Annotated in this window: 14 protein-coding genes; 10 read left to right on the top strand and 4 right to left on the bottom strand. The window is 57.3% G+C overall.

Features of this window, described 5'->3' with window-relative positions; translation table 11 throughout:
- Positions 1-8 precede the first annotated feature (8 nt).
- The 6 genes from nuoI (at position 9) to nuoN (ending at position 6,440) form a co-directional block, all read left to right on the top strand.
- Entirely contained in the window at positions 9-551 is a 543-nt protein-coding gene (gene nuoI, locus QZH36_RS14305) for an NADH-quinone oxidoreductase subunit NuoI (protein ID WP_253459790.1), read from the top strand.
- A 10-nt stretch (positions 552-561) separates the two neighbouring features.
- Positions 562-1,107 (top strand): NADH-quinone oxidoreductase subunit J, encoded by a 546-nt coding sequence (gene nuoJ, locus QZH36_RS14300; RefSeq protein ID WP_125288247.1) that lies wholly within the window; start codon positions 562-564, stop codon positions 1,105-1,107.
- Entirely contained in the window at positions 1,104-1,406 is a 303-nt protein-coding gene (nuoK, locus tag QZH36_RS14295; protein ID WP_034894855.1) for an NADH-quinone oxidoreductase subunit NuoK, read from the top strand. The genes nuoJ and nuoK overlap by 4 nt, the downstream gene beginning before the upstream one ends.
- On the top strand, positions 1,403-3,241 hold the full coding sequence (gene nuoL / locus QZH36_RS14290) for an NADH-quinone oxidoreductase subunit L (RefSeq protein WP_301730501.1): 1,839 nt from the start codon (positions 1,403-1,405) through the stop codon (positions 3,239-3,241). The genes nuoK and nuoL overlap by 4 nt, the downstream gene beginning before the upstream one ends.
- A 214-nt stretch (positions 3,242-3,455) precedes the next feature.
- Complete coding sequence (nuoM, locus tag QZH36_RS14285; protein WP_253459796.1) at positions 3,456-4,976, top strand: NADH-quinone oxidoreductase subunit M; 1,521 nt, start codon at positions 3,456-3,458, stop codon at positions 4,974-4,976.
- A gap of 6 nt (positions 4,977-4,982) precedes the next feature.
- On the top strand, positions 4,983-6,440 hold the full coding sequence (gene nuoN, locus QZH36_RS14280) for an NADH-quinone oxidoreductase subunit NuoN (protein ID WP_253459799.1): 1,458 nt from the start codon (positions 4,983-4,985) through the stop codon (positions 6,438-6,440).
- Between the two features lie 74 nt (positions 6,441-6,514).
- Here the strand turns inward: nuoN and QZH36_RS14275 are convergent, their stop codons facing one another.
- Positions 6,515-7,114, bottom strand: a complete 600-nt coding sequence (locus tag QZH36_RS14275; protein ID WP_301730500.1) for a pentapeptide repeat-containing protein — start codon at positions 7,112-7,114, stop codon at positions 6,515-6,517.
- 83 nt (positions 7,115-7,197) lie between these two features.
- On the opposite strand from QZH36_RS14275, the gene QZH36_RS14270 reads away from it, so the two are divergent.
- Positions 7,198-7,662 carry a GNAT family N-acetyltransferase gene (locus QZH36_RS14270; protein WP_253459804.1) on the top strand — a complete coding sequence of 155 codons (465 nt, stop codon included), beginning with the start codon at positions 7,198-7,200 and terminating at the stop codon, positions 7,660-7,662.
- 106 nt (positions 7,663-7,768) lie between these two features.
- Here the strand turns inward: QZH36_RS14270 and QZH36_RS14265 are convergent, their stop codons facing one another.
- The 3 genes from QZH36_RS14265 to QZH36_RS14255 form a co-directional block, all read right to left on the bottom strand.
- On the bottom strand, positions 7,769-8,134 hold the full coding sequence (locus tag QZH36_RS14265) for a hypothetical protein (protein ID WP_301730499.1): 366 nt from the start codon (positions 8,132-8,134) through the stop codon (positions 7,769-7,771).
- Entirely contained in the window at positions 8,131-8,430 is a 300-nt protein-coding gene (locus QZH36_RS14260) for a hypothetical protein (protein ID WP_125288239.1), read from the bottom strand. Before QZH36_RS14260 ends, QZH36_RS14265 begins: the two co-directional genes overlap by 4 nt.
- Before the next feature lie 442 nt (positions 8,431-8,872).
- The gene (locus QZH36_RS14255) at positions 8,873-10,525 is read right to left on the bottom strand and encodes a glucan biosynthesis protein D (protein ID WP_125288238.1); all 1,653 of its coding nucleotides are present in this window, start codon (positions 10,523-10,525) and stop codon (positions 8,873-8,875) included.
- 269 nt (positions 10,526-10,794) lie between these two features.
- On the opposite strand from QZH36_RS14255, the gene elaB reads away from it, so the two are divergent.
- From elaB to menH, 3 genes are all read left to right on the top strand, one after another.
- Complete coding sequence (gene elaB, locus QZH36_RS14250) at positions 10,795-11,112, top strand: stress response protein ElaB (protein WP_253459807.1); 318 nt, start codon at positions 10,795-10,797, stop codon at positions 11,110-11,112.
- Positions 11,113-11,284: 172 nt separating this feature from the next.
- On the top strand, positions 11,285-12,925 hold the full coding sequence (menD, locus tag QZH36_RS14245; protein WP_301730498.1) for a 2-succinyl-5-enolpyruvyl-6-hydroxy-3-cyclohexene-1-carboxylic-acid synthase: 1,641 nt from the start codon (positions 11,285-11,287) through the stop codon (positions 12,923-12,925).
- On the top strand, positions 12,922-13,686 hold the full coding sequence (gene menH / locus QZH36_RS14240; protein WP_301730556.1) for a 2-succinyl-6-hydroxy-2,4-cyclohexadiene-1-carboxylate synthase: 765 nt from the start codon (positions 12,922-12,924) through the stop codon (positions 13,684-13,686). The genes menD and menH overlap by 4 nt, the downstream gene beginning before the upstream one ends.
- The last annotated feature ends 9 nt before the right edge of the window (positions 13,687-13,695 follow it).

Below are 13,695 nucleotides of genomic sequence, written 5' to 3'. Positions count from 1 at the left end.
TTATTACCATGAAAATAAAAGATATTCTGGTAGGGTTCGGCACCACGGTACGCAGTATCGTCCTGATCGGATCGAATGCTTTTGCCAAGCGTGAAACGCAGATGTACCCGGAGGAGCCGGTCTATTTGCCGCCTCGCTACCGTGGCCGCATCGTGCTGACCCGCGATCCCGACGGCCAGGAGCGCTGCGTGGCCTGTAACCTGTGCGCGGTAGCCTGTCCGGTAGGCTGTATTTCGCTGCAAAAGGCAGAAACGCTGGACGGCCGTTGGTATCCGGAGTTTTTCCGCATCAACTTCTCGCGCTGCATTTTCTGCGGCCTGTGTGAAGAAGCCTGTCCGACCACCGCTATCCAGCTTACCCCTGATTTCGAGCTGGGCGAGTTTAAGCGGCAGGATCTGGTTTATGAAAAAGAGAACCTGCTGATCTCCGGGCCGGGCAAATATCCGGAATATAACTTCTACCGGATGGCGGGCATGGCGATCGAAGGCAAAGACAAAGGTGAAGCGGAAAGCGAAGCCAAACCCATCGACGTCAAGGGTTTGTTACCTTAAGGAGCCAGGCATGGAATTTGCGTTTTATCTTTGCGGACTGGTGGCCGTGCTGACGACGTTGCGCGTTATCACCCACACCAACCCGGTCCACGCGCTGTTATATCTGATTATTTCACTGCTTTCGGTGGCGGGCGTGTTTTTCTCGCTGGGCGCTTATTTCGCCGGGGCGCTGGAAATTATCGTTTATGCGGGCGCTATCATGGTGCTGTTCGTGTTTGTGGTGATGATGCTAAACCTGGGCGACAGCGTGCAGGCGCAGGAGCGCGAGTGGCTGAAGCCGGGCGTCTGGTTCGGCCCCGGTCTGCTGTCGCTGCTGCTGCTGGTGGTGATGGTTTACGCCATCCTGACTATTAATGACCAGGGCATTGACGGCACGATGATCGATGCCAAAGCGGTCGGCATCAGCCTGTTCGGCCCTTACGTTCTGGCGGTGGAGCTGGCTTCCATGCTGCTGCTGGCCGGTCTGGTGGTGGCTTACCATATCGGTCGCGAACAGCGTCCGGGCGAGGTGTTAAGCAATCGCCCTGATGCGGTGAAGAAGGAGGAAAACGCATGATCCCTTTGCAACACGGGCTTATCCTGGCGGCCATCCTGTTTGTGCTTGGCCTGACCGGCGTGGTGATCCGCCGCAACCTGCTGTTTATGCTGATCAGCCTTGAGATCATGATCAACGCGGCGGCGCTGGCGTTTGTAGTCGCGGGCAGCTATTGGGGACAGGCGGACGGTCAGGTGATGTATATCCTGGCGATCAGCCTGGCCGCTGCCGAGGCAAGTATTGGCCTGGCGCTGCTGCTGCAGCTGCATCGTCGCAGCCAGAACCTCAATATTGATAAAGTGAGCGAGATGCGCGGATGAATCTTCTCTATTTAACTATTTTGTTCCCGCTGATCGGTTTCGTGCTGCTGGCGTTTTCGCGCGGCCGCTGGTCAGAAAATCTGGCCGCTACGGTAGGGATGGGTTCCGTAGGGCTGGCCGCGCTGGTCACGCTCTATGCCGGGCTGGATTTCTTTGCGCAGGGCCAGGCGGTGTTTAATCAGGCGCTGTGGACCTGGATGCACGTTGGCAACTTTGATATCAAAGTCAACCTGACGCTGGACGGCCTGTCTCTGACCATGCTGTCGGTGGTCACGGGCGTTGGCTTCTTTATCCATATGTTCGCCTCCTGGTATATGCGCGGCGAAGAGGGCTACTCGCGCTTTTTCGCCTATACCAACCTGTTTATCGCCAGCATGGTGGTATTGGTGCTGGCCGATAACCTGATGCTGATGTATCTGGGCTGGGAAGGCGTGGGGCTTTGCTCTTACCTGCTGATCGGTTTCTACTATACCAACCCGAACAACGGCGCGGCGGCGATGAAAGCTTTTATCATCACGCGCGTCGGCGACGTCTTCCTGGCGTTTGCGCTGTTTATTCTCTACAACGAGCTGGGCACGCTGAACTTCCGTGAGATGGTCGAGCTGGCGCCTGCGCACTTTGCGGCGGATAACCATATGCTGCAATGGGCGACGCTGATGCTGCTTGGCGGCGCGGTAGGTAAATCGGCACAGCTGCCGCTGCAAACCTGGCTGGCGGATGCGATGGCAGGCCCGACGCCGGTCTCTGCGCTGATCCACGCCGCGACCATGGTAACGGCGGGCGTTTATCTGATTGCCCGCAGCCACGGTCTGTTCCTGATGACGCCGGAAGTGCTGCACCTGGTGGGGATTATTGGCGCGATTACGCTGGTGCTGGCGGGATTTGCCGCGCTGGTGCAAACCGATATCAAACGCGTGCTTGCCTACTCCACCATGAGCCAGATTGGCTACATGTTCCTGGCGCTTGGCGTGCAGGCGTGGGATGCGGCGATTTTCCATCTGATGACCCATGCGTTCTTTAAAGCGCTGCTGTTCCTCTCGTCCGGTTCGGTGATCCTGGCCTGCCACCACGAGCAGAACATTTTCAAAATGGGCGGCCTGCGCAAAAGCATCCCGCTGGTTTATGCCTGCTTCCTGGTAGGCGGCGCGGCGCTGTCGGCGCTGCCGCTGATCACCGCTGGCTTCTTCAGTAAGGACGAGATCCTGGCGGGTGCGCTGGCGAACGGTCATATTAATCTGATGGTGGCCGGTCTGGTCGGGGCCTTTATGACCTCGCTCTACACCTTCCGCATGATTTTTATTACCTTCCACGGCGAAGAGAAAATTCACGCGCACGCAGGCAAAGGCATTACGCACCATCTGCCGCTGATTGTGCTGCTGATCCTCTCCACCTTTATTGGTGCGCTGATTGTTCCTCCGCTGCGCGGCGTGCTGCCGGAAACCACCGAGCTGGCGCACGGCAGCGTGCTGACGCTGGAAATCACTTCTGGCGTAGTGGCGATTATCGGCATCCTGCTGGCGGCCTTTCTGTGGCTGGGCAAACGCTCGCTGGTTAACAGCATCGCTGGCAGCGCGGTTGGCCGATTCTTCACCACCTGGTGGTTCGCCGCCTGGGGCTTCGACTGGCTTTACGACAAAATTTTCGTCAAGCCTTATCTGTTCGTCGCCTGGGCCCTGTCACGCGATCCGCTGAATGCGCTGATGAATATCCCGGCCCTGTTCTCCCGCCTGGCTAACAAAGGGCTGGTGGTCAGCGAAAACGGCTATCTGCGCTGGTACGTCGCTTCGATGAGCGTCGGTGCGGTCGTGGTGCTCGCGCTGTTGATGGTGGTCTAAAAGTTTGTGAGCGGGGTGGGGTAAACACTCACCCAGAATTAAAAGATGTTAAAAATTACCTGAATGTTGGGCGTCATCGGCGCAGTCAGTTTTGTCACCGCCAGCGCGCCGCACCCGCAGCATACTTTAGTATGTGAGGACTGCGAGCACTGCCGGGGGCAAAAATGGCCAGTAAGATAGCCCATGCAGGTTCAGAAAAGGGAATCAAATCGCCATGTTATTACCCTGGCTTATACTCATCCCGTTCATCGGCGGCCTGCTTTGCTGGCAGTTTGAACGCTTCGGGAGCAAGGTGCCGCGTTGGATAGCGCTGATCTCGATGGGGCTGACGCTGGCGCTCTCGCTACAGCTCTGGCTGCAGGGCGGCTATTCGCTGACCCAGGCCGCCGGGCTGCCGCAGTGGCAATCCGAGTTTCTGGTTTCCTGGATACCGCGTTTCGGTATCAACGTGCATCTGGCGCTGGACGGCCTGTCGCTGCTGATGGTGGTGCTTACCGGCCTGCTGGGCGTGATGGCTATCCTCTGCTCCTGGAACGAAATTGAGAAATGGCAGGGCTTTTTCCACCTGAACCTGCTGTGGATCCTGGGCGGCGTTATCGGCGTGTTCCTGGCTATCGATCTGTTCCTGTTCTTCTTCTTCTGGGAAATGATGCTGGTGCCGATGTACTTCCTGATCGCGCTGTGGGGACACAAGGCGTCGGACGGGAAAACGCGTATCACCGCAGCCACCAAGTTCTTTATCTACACTCAGGCCAGCGGCCTGGTGATGCTGATTTCGATTCTGGCGCTGGTCTTCGTTAACTACAACGCCACGGGCGTCTGGACGTTTAACTACGAAGATCTGCTGAAAACGCCAATGAGCAACACCGTTGAGTATCTGCTGATGCTGGGCTTCTTTATCGCCTTCGCGGTGAAAATGCCGGTGGTGCCGCTGCACGGCTGGCTGCCGGATGCGCACAGTCAGGCCCCGACGGCCGGTTCCGTTGACCTGGCGGGCATTCTGCTGAAAACGGCGGCTTACGGTCTGCTGCGCTTTGCGCTGCCGCTGTTCCCGAACGCGTCCGCCGAGTTCGCGCCGATTGCGATGTGGCTGGGGATTATCGGGATTTTCTACGGCGCCTGGATGGCCTTCTCGCAGTACGACATCAAACGCCTGATCGCCTACACCTCTATTTCGCACATGGGCTTTGTGCTGATTGCTATCTATACCGGCAGCCAGCTCGCTTTCCAGGGCGCGGTAGTGCAGATGATTGCGCACGGCCTTTCCGCTGCAGCGCTGTTTATCCTGTGCGGCCAGCTTTATGAGCGTCTGCACACTCGCGATATGCGTCAGATGGGCGGGCTGTGGGCGCGCATCAAGTGGCTGCCAGGTCTGTCGCTGTTCTTTGCCGTAGCGAATCTGGGGATGCCGGGCACGGGTAATTTCGTTGGCGAATTTATGATCCTGACCGGCAGCTTCCAGTCGGTGCCGGTGATCATCGTCATTGCTACCTTTGGTCTGGTGTTCGCTTCCGTATACTCGCTGATTATGATGCAGCGGGCCTATTACGGCGCACCGAAGTCAGAAACGCCGCTGCGGGGCATGTCGCCGCGCGAGTTCCTGATGATTATGGTGCTGGTGGTTCTGCTGCTGCTGCTGGGCGTTTACCCACAGCCGATTCTGGACACCTCACATGCTGCAATGAGCAATATTCAGCAGTGGTTTACCGCTTCAATTTCAACTACAAGGCCGTAATTCGCCATGACAATAACTCCTCAACATTTGATCGCGCTGCTGCCCATGCTGATCGTCGGATTGACGGTGGTAGTCGTGATGCTCTCCATTGCGTGGCGGCGCAACCACTTCGTCAATGCCACGCTGGCGGTAGTAGGGCTGAACCTGGCGCTGTTCTCACTCTGGTTCGTGGGACACGCGGGCGCGATGGACGTGACGCCGCTGCTGCGCGTCGATGGCTATTCGATGCTTTATACTGGCCTGGTGATTTTAGCCAGCCTGGCAACCTGCACCTTCGCCTATCCGTGGCTGACCAACTACCCGGATAACCAGGAAGAGTTCTACCTGCTGGTGCTGATTGCAGCATTGGGCGGCGTGGTGCTGGCAAGCGCTAATCACCTGGCTTCGCTGTTTATCGGTATTGAGCTGATTTCCCTGCCGCTGTTCGGCCTGGTGGGCTACGCCTTCCAGCTGAAGCGCTCGCTGGAAGCCAGCATCAAATACACCATTATGTCCGCTGTGGCTTCCTCTTTTCTGCTGTTCGGTATGGCGCTGCTTTATGCCAACTCCGGCAACCTGGGCTTTATTGCGCTGGGCCGCAGCCTGAACGACGGAATGCTGCAACAGCCGCTGCTGCTGGCGGGGCTGGGCATGATGATTGTGGGCCTGGGCTTTAAGCTGTCGCTGGTGCCTTTCCACCTGTGGACGCCGGATGTCTACCAGGGCGCGCCTGCGCCGGTGTCGACCTTCCTGGCGACCGCCAGCAAAATCGCCATTTTCGGCGTGGTGATGCGCCTGTTCCTGTACGCGCCGGCCGCCGACAGCGAAGCGGTACGTCTGGTGCTGGCGATTATCGCGTTTGCCTCGATTCTGTTCGGCAACCTGATGGCGATTTCGCAGAGCAATATCAAACGTCTGCTGGGCTACTCTTCCATTGCGCATCTGGGCTATCTGCTGGTGGCGCTGATTGCTATCCAGACGCATCAGCTGTCGCTGGAAACGGTGGGCGTTTACCTGGCCGGTTATCTGTTCAGCAGCCTGGGCGCTTTCGGCGTGGTCAGCCTGATGTCCAGCCCGTATCGCGGCCCGGACGCGGACTCGCTGTATTCCTATCGCGGCCTGTTCTGGCACCGTCCGATCCTGTCGGCGGTGATGACGGTAATGATGCTGTCGCTGGCGGGTATCCCAATGACGCTGGGCTTTATCGGTAAATTTTACGTGATTGCCGTAGGCGTGGGCGCGCAGCTGTGGTGGCTGACTGGTGCGGTAGTGGTAGGCAGCGCAATCGGCCTTTACTACTATCTGCGCGTGACCGTTAGCCTGTATCTGAACCCACCGGAGCTGTTGCAGCGCGATACGCCAGCTAACTGGGCCTTTACCGCCGGCGGCGTGGTTGTACTGATCTCGGCGATTCTGGTGCTGGTGCTGGGTATTTATCCGCAGCCGCTGATCTCGCTGGTGCAGATGGCGCAGCCGCTGATGTAACTCAGCAGGCTGTTAAAAAATCCCGGCTCCTGACTGACAGGCCGGGATTTTTTTTGTGCGCAACCGGGCAGGCTTCAGTCCACCAGGTTGACGCCCAGGCTTTCCAGCAGGCTTAACGCTTCCAGACGGGAAAACGTTGCGCCTGCCACCGAATTGTTCAGTACATTGATGGAGAAATCGCGCGAGTCGGTCAAATCCGCCGCCTGAAGATTGGTTCTGTTAAACAAGCTTCCGGCCAGATCGCAGTTCAGTATTTCGGCTTTGCTCAGATCGCACTCTCTGAAATCCACGTCATGCAATTGGCACTCCATCATTTTCACTTCTTGCAGCGTCAGGCCGAAAAAGGAGGCGTTGGACAACAGGCATTGCGTAAAACGCAGCTCGTGATCCAGATTAAAAGCGGGCCAGTAAGCGCGCGTCCAGTCTGTGCCGCTGAGTTTGCATTCGGTAAAGATGACCTCGTTAAAACGCGAATCGGGCATTTCCATCACGCTGAGATTACACTGGTCGAAGCGGCAGTTAATAAATTTGCAGCGGATAAACCTGGCGGCGGTAAAGTTGCAGTGGCTGAAGTCGCATCCTTCAAAAATGACGCCTTCAAAACAGGCGGACGGCAGCGCCTGCCTGTCGAAGCAGGTATCGAAATACTCTTTATGATCGGTTATTTTTGTCATATAAAACCTTAGCCTGTGCGGAAGGGAATGGCAGTATCCCTCACCTGACAGTAACAAAATTGACGCACATCGGGAGAAAGAAAATGGAGATCCGCTGGCAGAATCTACATCATAGCGAGCTGAATGCAACTCAGCTGTACCAGATCCTGGCGTTACGCAATGCGGTGTTTATCGTCGAGCAGAACTGTCCTTATCAGGACGTGGACGGCGCGGATCTGGCCGGTGAGAACCGTCATTTACTGGGCATAGCGAATAACCAGCTGCTGGCCTATGCGCGCCTGCTTGCGCCAAAAAACGACGAGGAGCCGGTGAAGATTGGGCGAGTGATCGTCTCTGGCGAGGCGCGAGGCCTGAAGCTGGGCAACCGGCTGATGGAGCAGGCGATTGTTGACTGCGAGCGCCACTGGCCGCAGCACGACATCTTTTTATCCGCTCAGGCGCATCTGCAGGATTTTTACGGACAGTTTGGCTTTAAGCCGACGGGCGAGGTCTATCCGGAAGACGGCATCCCGCATGTGGATATGGAAAGGGCGCGGATACACAAATAAGTAAGAGAGCGGAAAGACGCCTTAACAATGGCTTCTTAACAGCACGTCGGCTGCTGACATTTGCCAGCGGTGGCAAGCCCTGCGTTAGCAGGGCTATCCGGGCGGGTCACGCCACTTTTTTTGCTTTCTTGCCGGACTGTTTTTTCATCTCTTCAGAGTGAACCTGGCGTAAAATTCTTTTTTTCTCGCAGTCGGTAAATCTTGTCAGCACCTGCCTGATCAGCGGCTGATAGCCCAGCCCCGCAAGCTCTGCAATCATTTTGAGATCTTCAATCAGCGACTTGTTAAGACGTATTGAGATAGGCTGTAGCTCAAGCGCCTCATTAATCTCTTTTTCAAACGCCGTAGCGCTTGCCTCGCTGGAAATTTTAACATGCGCTTCGCTACGCCCAAGCACGCCTTCTTCCCATGCGGCATCCGTTGAGGCGATGAGAGAGGCGTTTTGGTCTGGCTTGTTAACGTTGTTACTCATAGTTTTTCGTATCCATATTTGTTGTAGATGCGTATTTCGTCATCGTTAGGGGCGTAGGCCGTCCTGATAGCTACCCCTCTACCCGGATAAAAGATAAAAACCACTTTGAGTTTTATTCCATAATCCGTTTCAGCAATAAACCAACGCGTCGGAGGATCTGACTGATGATCCTCTCTGTTATCTTCAAGAAAATGCCCGTCCCTGTTGGAAAAGCACTGGATTATTTCATCTTCCGTTACGGGAGGCTTTTTTTCAGACAGTTTCAGCCTGATTTTCTGAGAAATCATCAGCTCCATGATGTTTCATCCTTCTTCCCTGATTTTTGTATATACAAGATAAGTCCACTTTATAGCCATTTCAAGTGGTTTTCTTATTTTAATACCAAAGTTAAAGGATTTTTTGTATATACAATTTTCCATTGCGGATATTGGCGATCGGATTGATGACAGAGGCCAGCAAGCTCGATACGGAGTGGCTGGCTTAGAATTACTTAGCTCAACCGGGCGTGAGGCAGGGGCGTCAGGTTGGCTTGCGCTACCCGATGGGATAGTGCTGTCCGGTTTTTTCTACAGCAGGCAGCGCCGTTCTTCTCGCGCCAGGCATCGTAGCCTGATGTCGGCACAGGACTTTCTTTGTAGGTAACAGAAATTAGCCGGACGGCTTTTGCGAGTATCCCTGTGCCATTTGCCTGAATTGAACAGGGATAAAAAAGGCGAGGAGTTCCTCGCCTGTTAACGTTTAGCCCGCCGTCATCTGCCGGTCATCAACGTATTTACGCTTATCCGGCGCCGGTGGGAAATACTGATAGAGCCAGGTTTCGGTCAGCGTCTGGTCTTTGGTGCGCAGGAACAAACGCAGGTTAACCGGCTCGACGGAATCGCTGTTCGGATACCAGTCAAACAGAATGCGATAGCCGTCAATCGGCTCGACATACAGGATCTCGACCTGTTTAACGGTGCCCGAGGTGACAGTAATCACCGGTTCGATGCCTTTTGGCGCGGCCGCTTTCAGATCGCCGCCGACAAAATCCACCGCAAAACGGCGTGCCCAGACGTCCGGATAATGCTCGCCCGGCGCCCAGCCTTCAGGGAAGCCGCCCATACCGGTGCGGGTTGCCTTCACGCGCGACAGATCGCTGTGAACCGGCGGCAGGCCGCTCCAGTAAAGCTTGTAGCTGAAGCTGTGCGCGCTGCCGGCCTTGATGCTTTCTGTAGGACGCCAGAAGCACACGATATTATCCAGCGTTTCGCCCGTGGTCGGGATCTCCATCAGGTTAATTGCGCCTTTGCCCCACTTGCCGACCGGCTCCACCCACAGGCTCGGACGCTTGTTGTACCAGCCGATCACATCCTGATAATTCTCAAAGTCGTGATCCAGCTGCAACATGCCGAAGCCGCGCGGGTTCTCGTCCTGATAGGCGTTAAACGTCAGCCGCTGTGGATTATTCAGCGGGCGGCAGATCCACTCGCCGCTGCCGGTCCACATCGCCAGGCGATCGGAGTCGTGGATCTGCGGATGGATAGTGTCACACATGCGGCGCTCGTTGGTGCCGCAGCTGAACATGGTGGTCATTGGTGCAATGCCCAGCTGGTCGATATCTTTACGGGCATAAAGGTGGTTTTCCACCTCCATGACTACGCGTTTCTCTTCGCAGTGAATAATAAATTTAAACGCGCCGGTGCAGCTCTCGCCGTCCAGTAAGGTATAGACGGTGAAGGTGGTGTCATCGGCTTTTGGCGTTTCAAACCAGAAGGCGGTGAAGTCCGGAAACTCTTCTTTGCTGCCGAAGGTGTTGATAGCCACGCCGCGTGCGGAAAGACCATACTGATAAGTATCGTCAACCGCGCGGAAGTAGCTGGCGCCCAGAAAGGAGACGATATCACGGCTGGCCAGCTCCGGCTTTTTAAACGCGCGGAAACCGGCGAAGCCTAAATCGGTTTTGCCTTCCAGCTGTTTAGTATCGACTTTGGCGTCGTTGTAGTTAAACAGCTCGGGGCGGAAGTGAATTTCACGCGCCTGCCGATCGGCATCCACGGAGAACATGCGTAAACGGCGTTTAAACCCCATGCCGACGTGGAAAAACTGCACGTCAAGCTCGCGATCGGCGTTGCCGTTCCACAGCGAATGATTCGCATCGTACTGAATTTCGTTGTAGGCCTGCGGCGTCAGGGTGGCCAGCGTTTCGGGCAGGGGAGCGGGCGCGCCGCCGTAAGGTTTCTGCGCAAGGGTTGCGGCCATTTTTTGCAACACGTCAAAATCGAAACGCTTTGCCGAGCCGTCGGCGATATCGGTGTCGGCCCAGGCGGCCTGTGCAAACAACGTCGATAAACCGGACATCCCGCTTACCGTAGCGAAAGCCATTGACGCCTTCATAAACATTCTTCGATTCATGCCAGAGTCATATCCTTTGCTGAACGGAACTGTAAAAACTGCGCTAGATCTGTGGCTATAAGAGCCTGTTTTAGCTGAATTGTGAGCGGGTCACAGGGAGTTACGACAGCGTGTGGCGTCAGAAATTCAGTCAGGCAAAATTTAGCAGATAAATCTGACAAAAGCAGGCATTTAACGGGAATCAATATCAGCCGATTCCTGGGCGGATAAACAAGCAAAGCGGCAAAAAGTGTCTATAGTTAAAGGTATTATTCGCACAAGGAGATGTTATGGCTAAGACAACTGACCCACAAGAACTCGACACCCGCCTGGATGACGATCTGGCTCTGCTGACCGAAACGCTGGAGGAAGTGCTGAAATCATCTGGCGATCCGGCCGATCAGAAATATGTTGAGCTGAAAGCCAAAGCGGAAAAATCGCTGAACGACGTTAAAGCACGCGTCAGCAACGCCTCAGATAACTACTACCATCGCGCTAAACAAGTTGCCAGCCGTGCTGATGAGTATGTTCATGAGAAGCCGTGGCAGGGCATCGGCGTAGGCGCTACGCTGGGCCTGGTGGTAGGACTGCTGCTGGCGCGTCGCTAAGCGATAACGCCGGGCGCTACGCCAGTAATAACGGGCACCTTCAGGGTGCCCGTTTTGTTTTTGCCGCCCAGGTTGCCAAAGTGAAAATAACACGTTAATCCTGCCCTAAATCAAAATCGGCCCGCCTGGGCGCTCTTATACTGCCCGCTGCTTGTTTGATCTGGAGTGGGTGATGTCGCACAGTATCTTCAACCGCCGCTGGGCCGCCGTTATACTGGCAGCCCTTAGCCGTCATGGCGTGCAGCACATCTGTATTGCACCCGGTTCCCGATCCGCGCCGCTGACGCTGGAAGCCGCCGCGGGCAACCTGATCTGTCATACCCACTTTGACGAGCGCGGCCTCGGCTATCTGGCGCTGGGCCTGGCGAAAGCGACGCAGCGTCCGGTAGCGATAATCGTCACTTCAGGCACCGCCGTCGCCAATCTTGCGCCCGCCGTGATCGAAGCCAGCCTGACCGGCGAACGCCTTATCGTGCTCAGCGCCGATCGCCCGCCGGAACTCATCGGTTGCGGCGCCAATCAGGCCATCATCCAGCCCGGTATTTTCGCCAGCCACGTCGGCGGCGCGCTGGATCTTCCCCGACCCTCTGCAGATATTCCGTCTCGCTGGCTGGTTTCGGCCATTGATGCGCTGCTGCAACAGCATCCTACAGGCACCGTACATATCAACGTGCCTTTTGCCGAACCTTTATACGGCGAAGCGTCCTCGGCGTTCCAGGCCTGGCACGATGCGCTGGGCAAATGGTGGCTCGAAGACACGCCCTGGCTGAACATCCATGCGGAGCGGGCCACGCCTGTGCTCGACAGCTGGCCGCGCTGGCGGCAAAAGCGCGGGCTGATTATCGCGGGCAAAATCACGGCGCAGGAGGGCGTGGCGCTGGCCAAATGGGCAGAGACGCTGGGCTGGCCGCTGCTGGCGGATATACAGTCCCATACCGGCGCGCCGTTTCCCTGTAGCGAACTCTGGCTCCAGGAGGAACATGCGCGGCAGGCGCTCGATCGGGCGGAAATCCTTATTCAGTTTGGCGCCCGGCTTACCGGGAAAAGGCTGACCAGCTGGCTGGCGGCAGCGGATCCGGCGGCATACTGGCTCATCGATCCGCTGCCCGGCCATCTGGATCCCGCCCATCATCGCAGTCAGCGCATAGTGGCCGACATCGACAAATGGCTTGTCGCGCATCAAGCCGTTTCGCAACCTGCATGGCTGCCTTCTCTACAGGCGCTGGCGCTGGAAACCCATGCAGCGCTCGCCGAAAGGCTACAGGAGTTTGGTGAAGCGCAGCTGGCGCAGCGGCTGGCAGAGCTGCTGCCGGAGCAGGGCGCGCTGTTTCTGGGCAACAGCCTGACCATCAGGCTGGCCGACGCCTTTGCCCGCCTGCCTGCTGGCTATCCCGTCTATGCCAGCCGCGGTGCCAGCGGCATTGATGGGCTACTTGCCACCGCGACCGGCGTACAGCGCGGCAGCGGCAAACCGTTGCTGGCGATAGTGGGCGATCTCTCGGCGCTGTATGACCTCAACAGCCTGGCGCTGACCGCCGGGCCGCTGGTGCTGATTGTGGTCAATAACGGCGGCGGACAGATTTTTTCCCTGCTGCCGACGCCTGAAAACGAGCGGGCGCGCTTTTTCACCCTGCCGCAGCAGGCGTGTTTCGCCAGCGCCGCCGCTATGTTCGGCCTGGATTACCGTCAGCCGGAAGACTGGCCATCGCTGCAGGCCACTGTTGAAGCGGGCTGGCGCAGCACCACCGCCACGCTGATTGAGCTGAAGGTTGAGGCGGGCGCACCGTGGCTCGCCGGAGCATGGCGAAAATGATACTGCACGCGCGCTGGCAGGGCGAACACCGCAGCGACAGGCCGACGCTGGTCTGGTTGCACGGCTTTTTGGGCAGCGGTCGGGAGTGGCAGCCGGTGCAGGATTTTTTCTGCGACTGGCCGCAGCTGAGCATTGACCTACCCGGACACGGCGGCTCACGGGCGCAGCGGGTCAGCGGTTTTGAACAGCTTTCGGCGCGGCTGAACGCCACTTTGCGACAGCATCGCATTCAACGCTACTGGCTGATCGGCTATTCGCTCGGCGGCCGCGCGGCGCTGTATCACGCCTGCCGCTATGCAGATTCGTCGCTGGCTGGCGCGGTGGTGGAAGGCGCTCACTTCGGGCTGGCGTCGCCCCATGAGCGGGCGCAGCGGCTGGCTGACGATCGCCACTGGGCCAGCCTGTTCCGCCAGCAGCCGCTGGGCGACACGCTGCATAAGTGGTATCGCCAGCCGGTATTTGCCGATCTGCGCGAACCGCAGCGGCAACAGCTGATCGCCCTGCGAGCCGATAACGATCCGCAGGCGCTGGCCGCTATGCTGCTCAATACCTCGCTCGCCCGCCAGCCGTATCTGCTGCCGGAAATCCAGCGCCTTCCTGTTTTCCACTATCTCTGCGGCGAGCACGACCTCAAATTTCAGCGTCTGGCCGCCGGGGCCGGGCTGCCGGTTACCACTATCCCGGCGGCGGGTCACAACGCCCATCGCGCCTGCCCACAGGCCTTTGCCGCCGCCCTGGCGCAAAAGCTCAACCCCGTTTAAGGAGAAATC

This window comes from Erwinia wuhanensis, from assembly GCF_030484085.1.
Classification (GTDB): Bacteria; Pseudomonadota; Gammaproteobacteria; order Enterobacterales; family Enterobacteriaceae; genus Erwinia; species Erwinia aeris.
This window is presented reverse-complemented; position numbering and strand designations above follow the sequence as displayed.

Bases quoted from the DNA above. Each gene is read 5' to 3' on its own strand.
- nuoI (WP_253459790.1), top strand. From the start codon at position 9: ATGAAAATAAAAGATATTCTGGTAGGGTTCGGCACCACGGTACGCAGT.
- nuoJ (WP_125288247.1), top strand. From the start codon at position 562: ATGGAATTTGCGTTTTATCTTTGCGGACTGGTGGCCGTGCTGACGACG.
- nuoK (WP_034894855.1), top strand. From the start codon at position 1,104: ATGATCCCTTTGCAACACGGGCTTATCCTGGCGGCCATCCTGTTTGTG.
- nuoL (WP_301730501.1), top strand. From the start codon at position 1,403: ATGAATCTTCTCTATTTAACTATTTTGTTCCCGCTGATCGGTTTCGTG.
- nuoM (WP_253459796.1), top strand. From the start codon at position 3,456: ATGTTATTACCCTGGCTTATACTCATCCCGTTCATCGGCGGCCTGCTT.
- nuoN (WP_253459799.1), top strand. From the start codon at position 4,983: ATGACAATAACTCCTCAACATTTGATCGCGCTGCTGCCCATGCTGATC.
- QZH36_RS14275 (WP_301730500.1), bottom strand. From the start codon at position 7,114: ATGACAAAAATAACCGATCATAAAGAGTATTTCGATACCTGCTTCGAC.
- QZH36_RS14270 (WP_253459804.1), top strand. From the start codon at position 7,198: ATGGAGATCCGCTGGCAGAATCTACATCATAGCGAGCTGAATGCAACT.
- QZH36_RS14265 (WP_301730499.1), bottom strand. From the start codon at position 8,134: ATGAGTAACAACGTTAACAAGCCAGACCAAAACGCCTCTCTCATCGCC.
- QZH36_RS14260 (WP_125288239.1), bottom strand. From the start codon at position 8,430: ATGGAGCTGATGATTTCTCAGAAAATCAGGCTGAAACTGTCTGAAAAA.
- QZH36_RS14255 (WP_125288238.1), bottom strand. From the start codon at position 10,525: ATGAATCGAAGAATGTTTATGAAGGCGTCAATGGCTTTCGCTACGGTA.
- elaB (WP_253459807.1), top strand. From the start codon at position 10,795: ATGGCTAAGACAACTGACCCACAAGAACTCGACACCCGCCTGGATGAC.
- menD (WP_301730498.1), top strand. From the start codon at position 11,285: ATGTCGCACAGTATCTTCAACCGCCGCTGGGCCGCCGTTATACTGGCA.
- menH (WP_301730556.1), top strand. From the start codon at position 12,922: ATGATACTGCACGCGCGCTGGCAGGGCGAACACCGCAGCGACAGGCCG.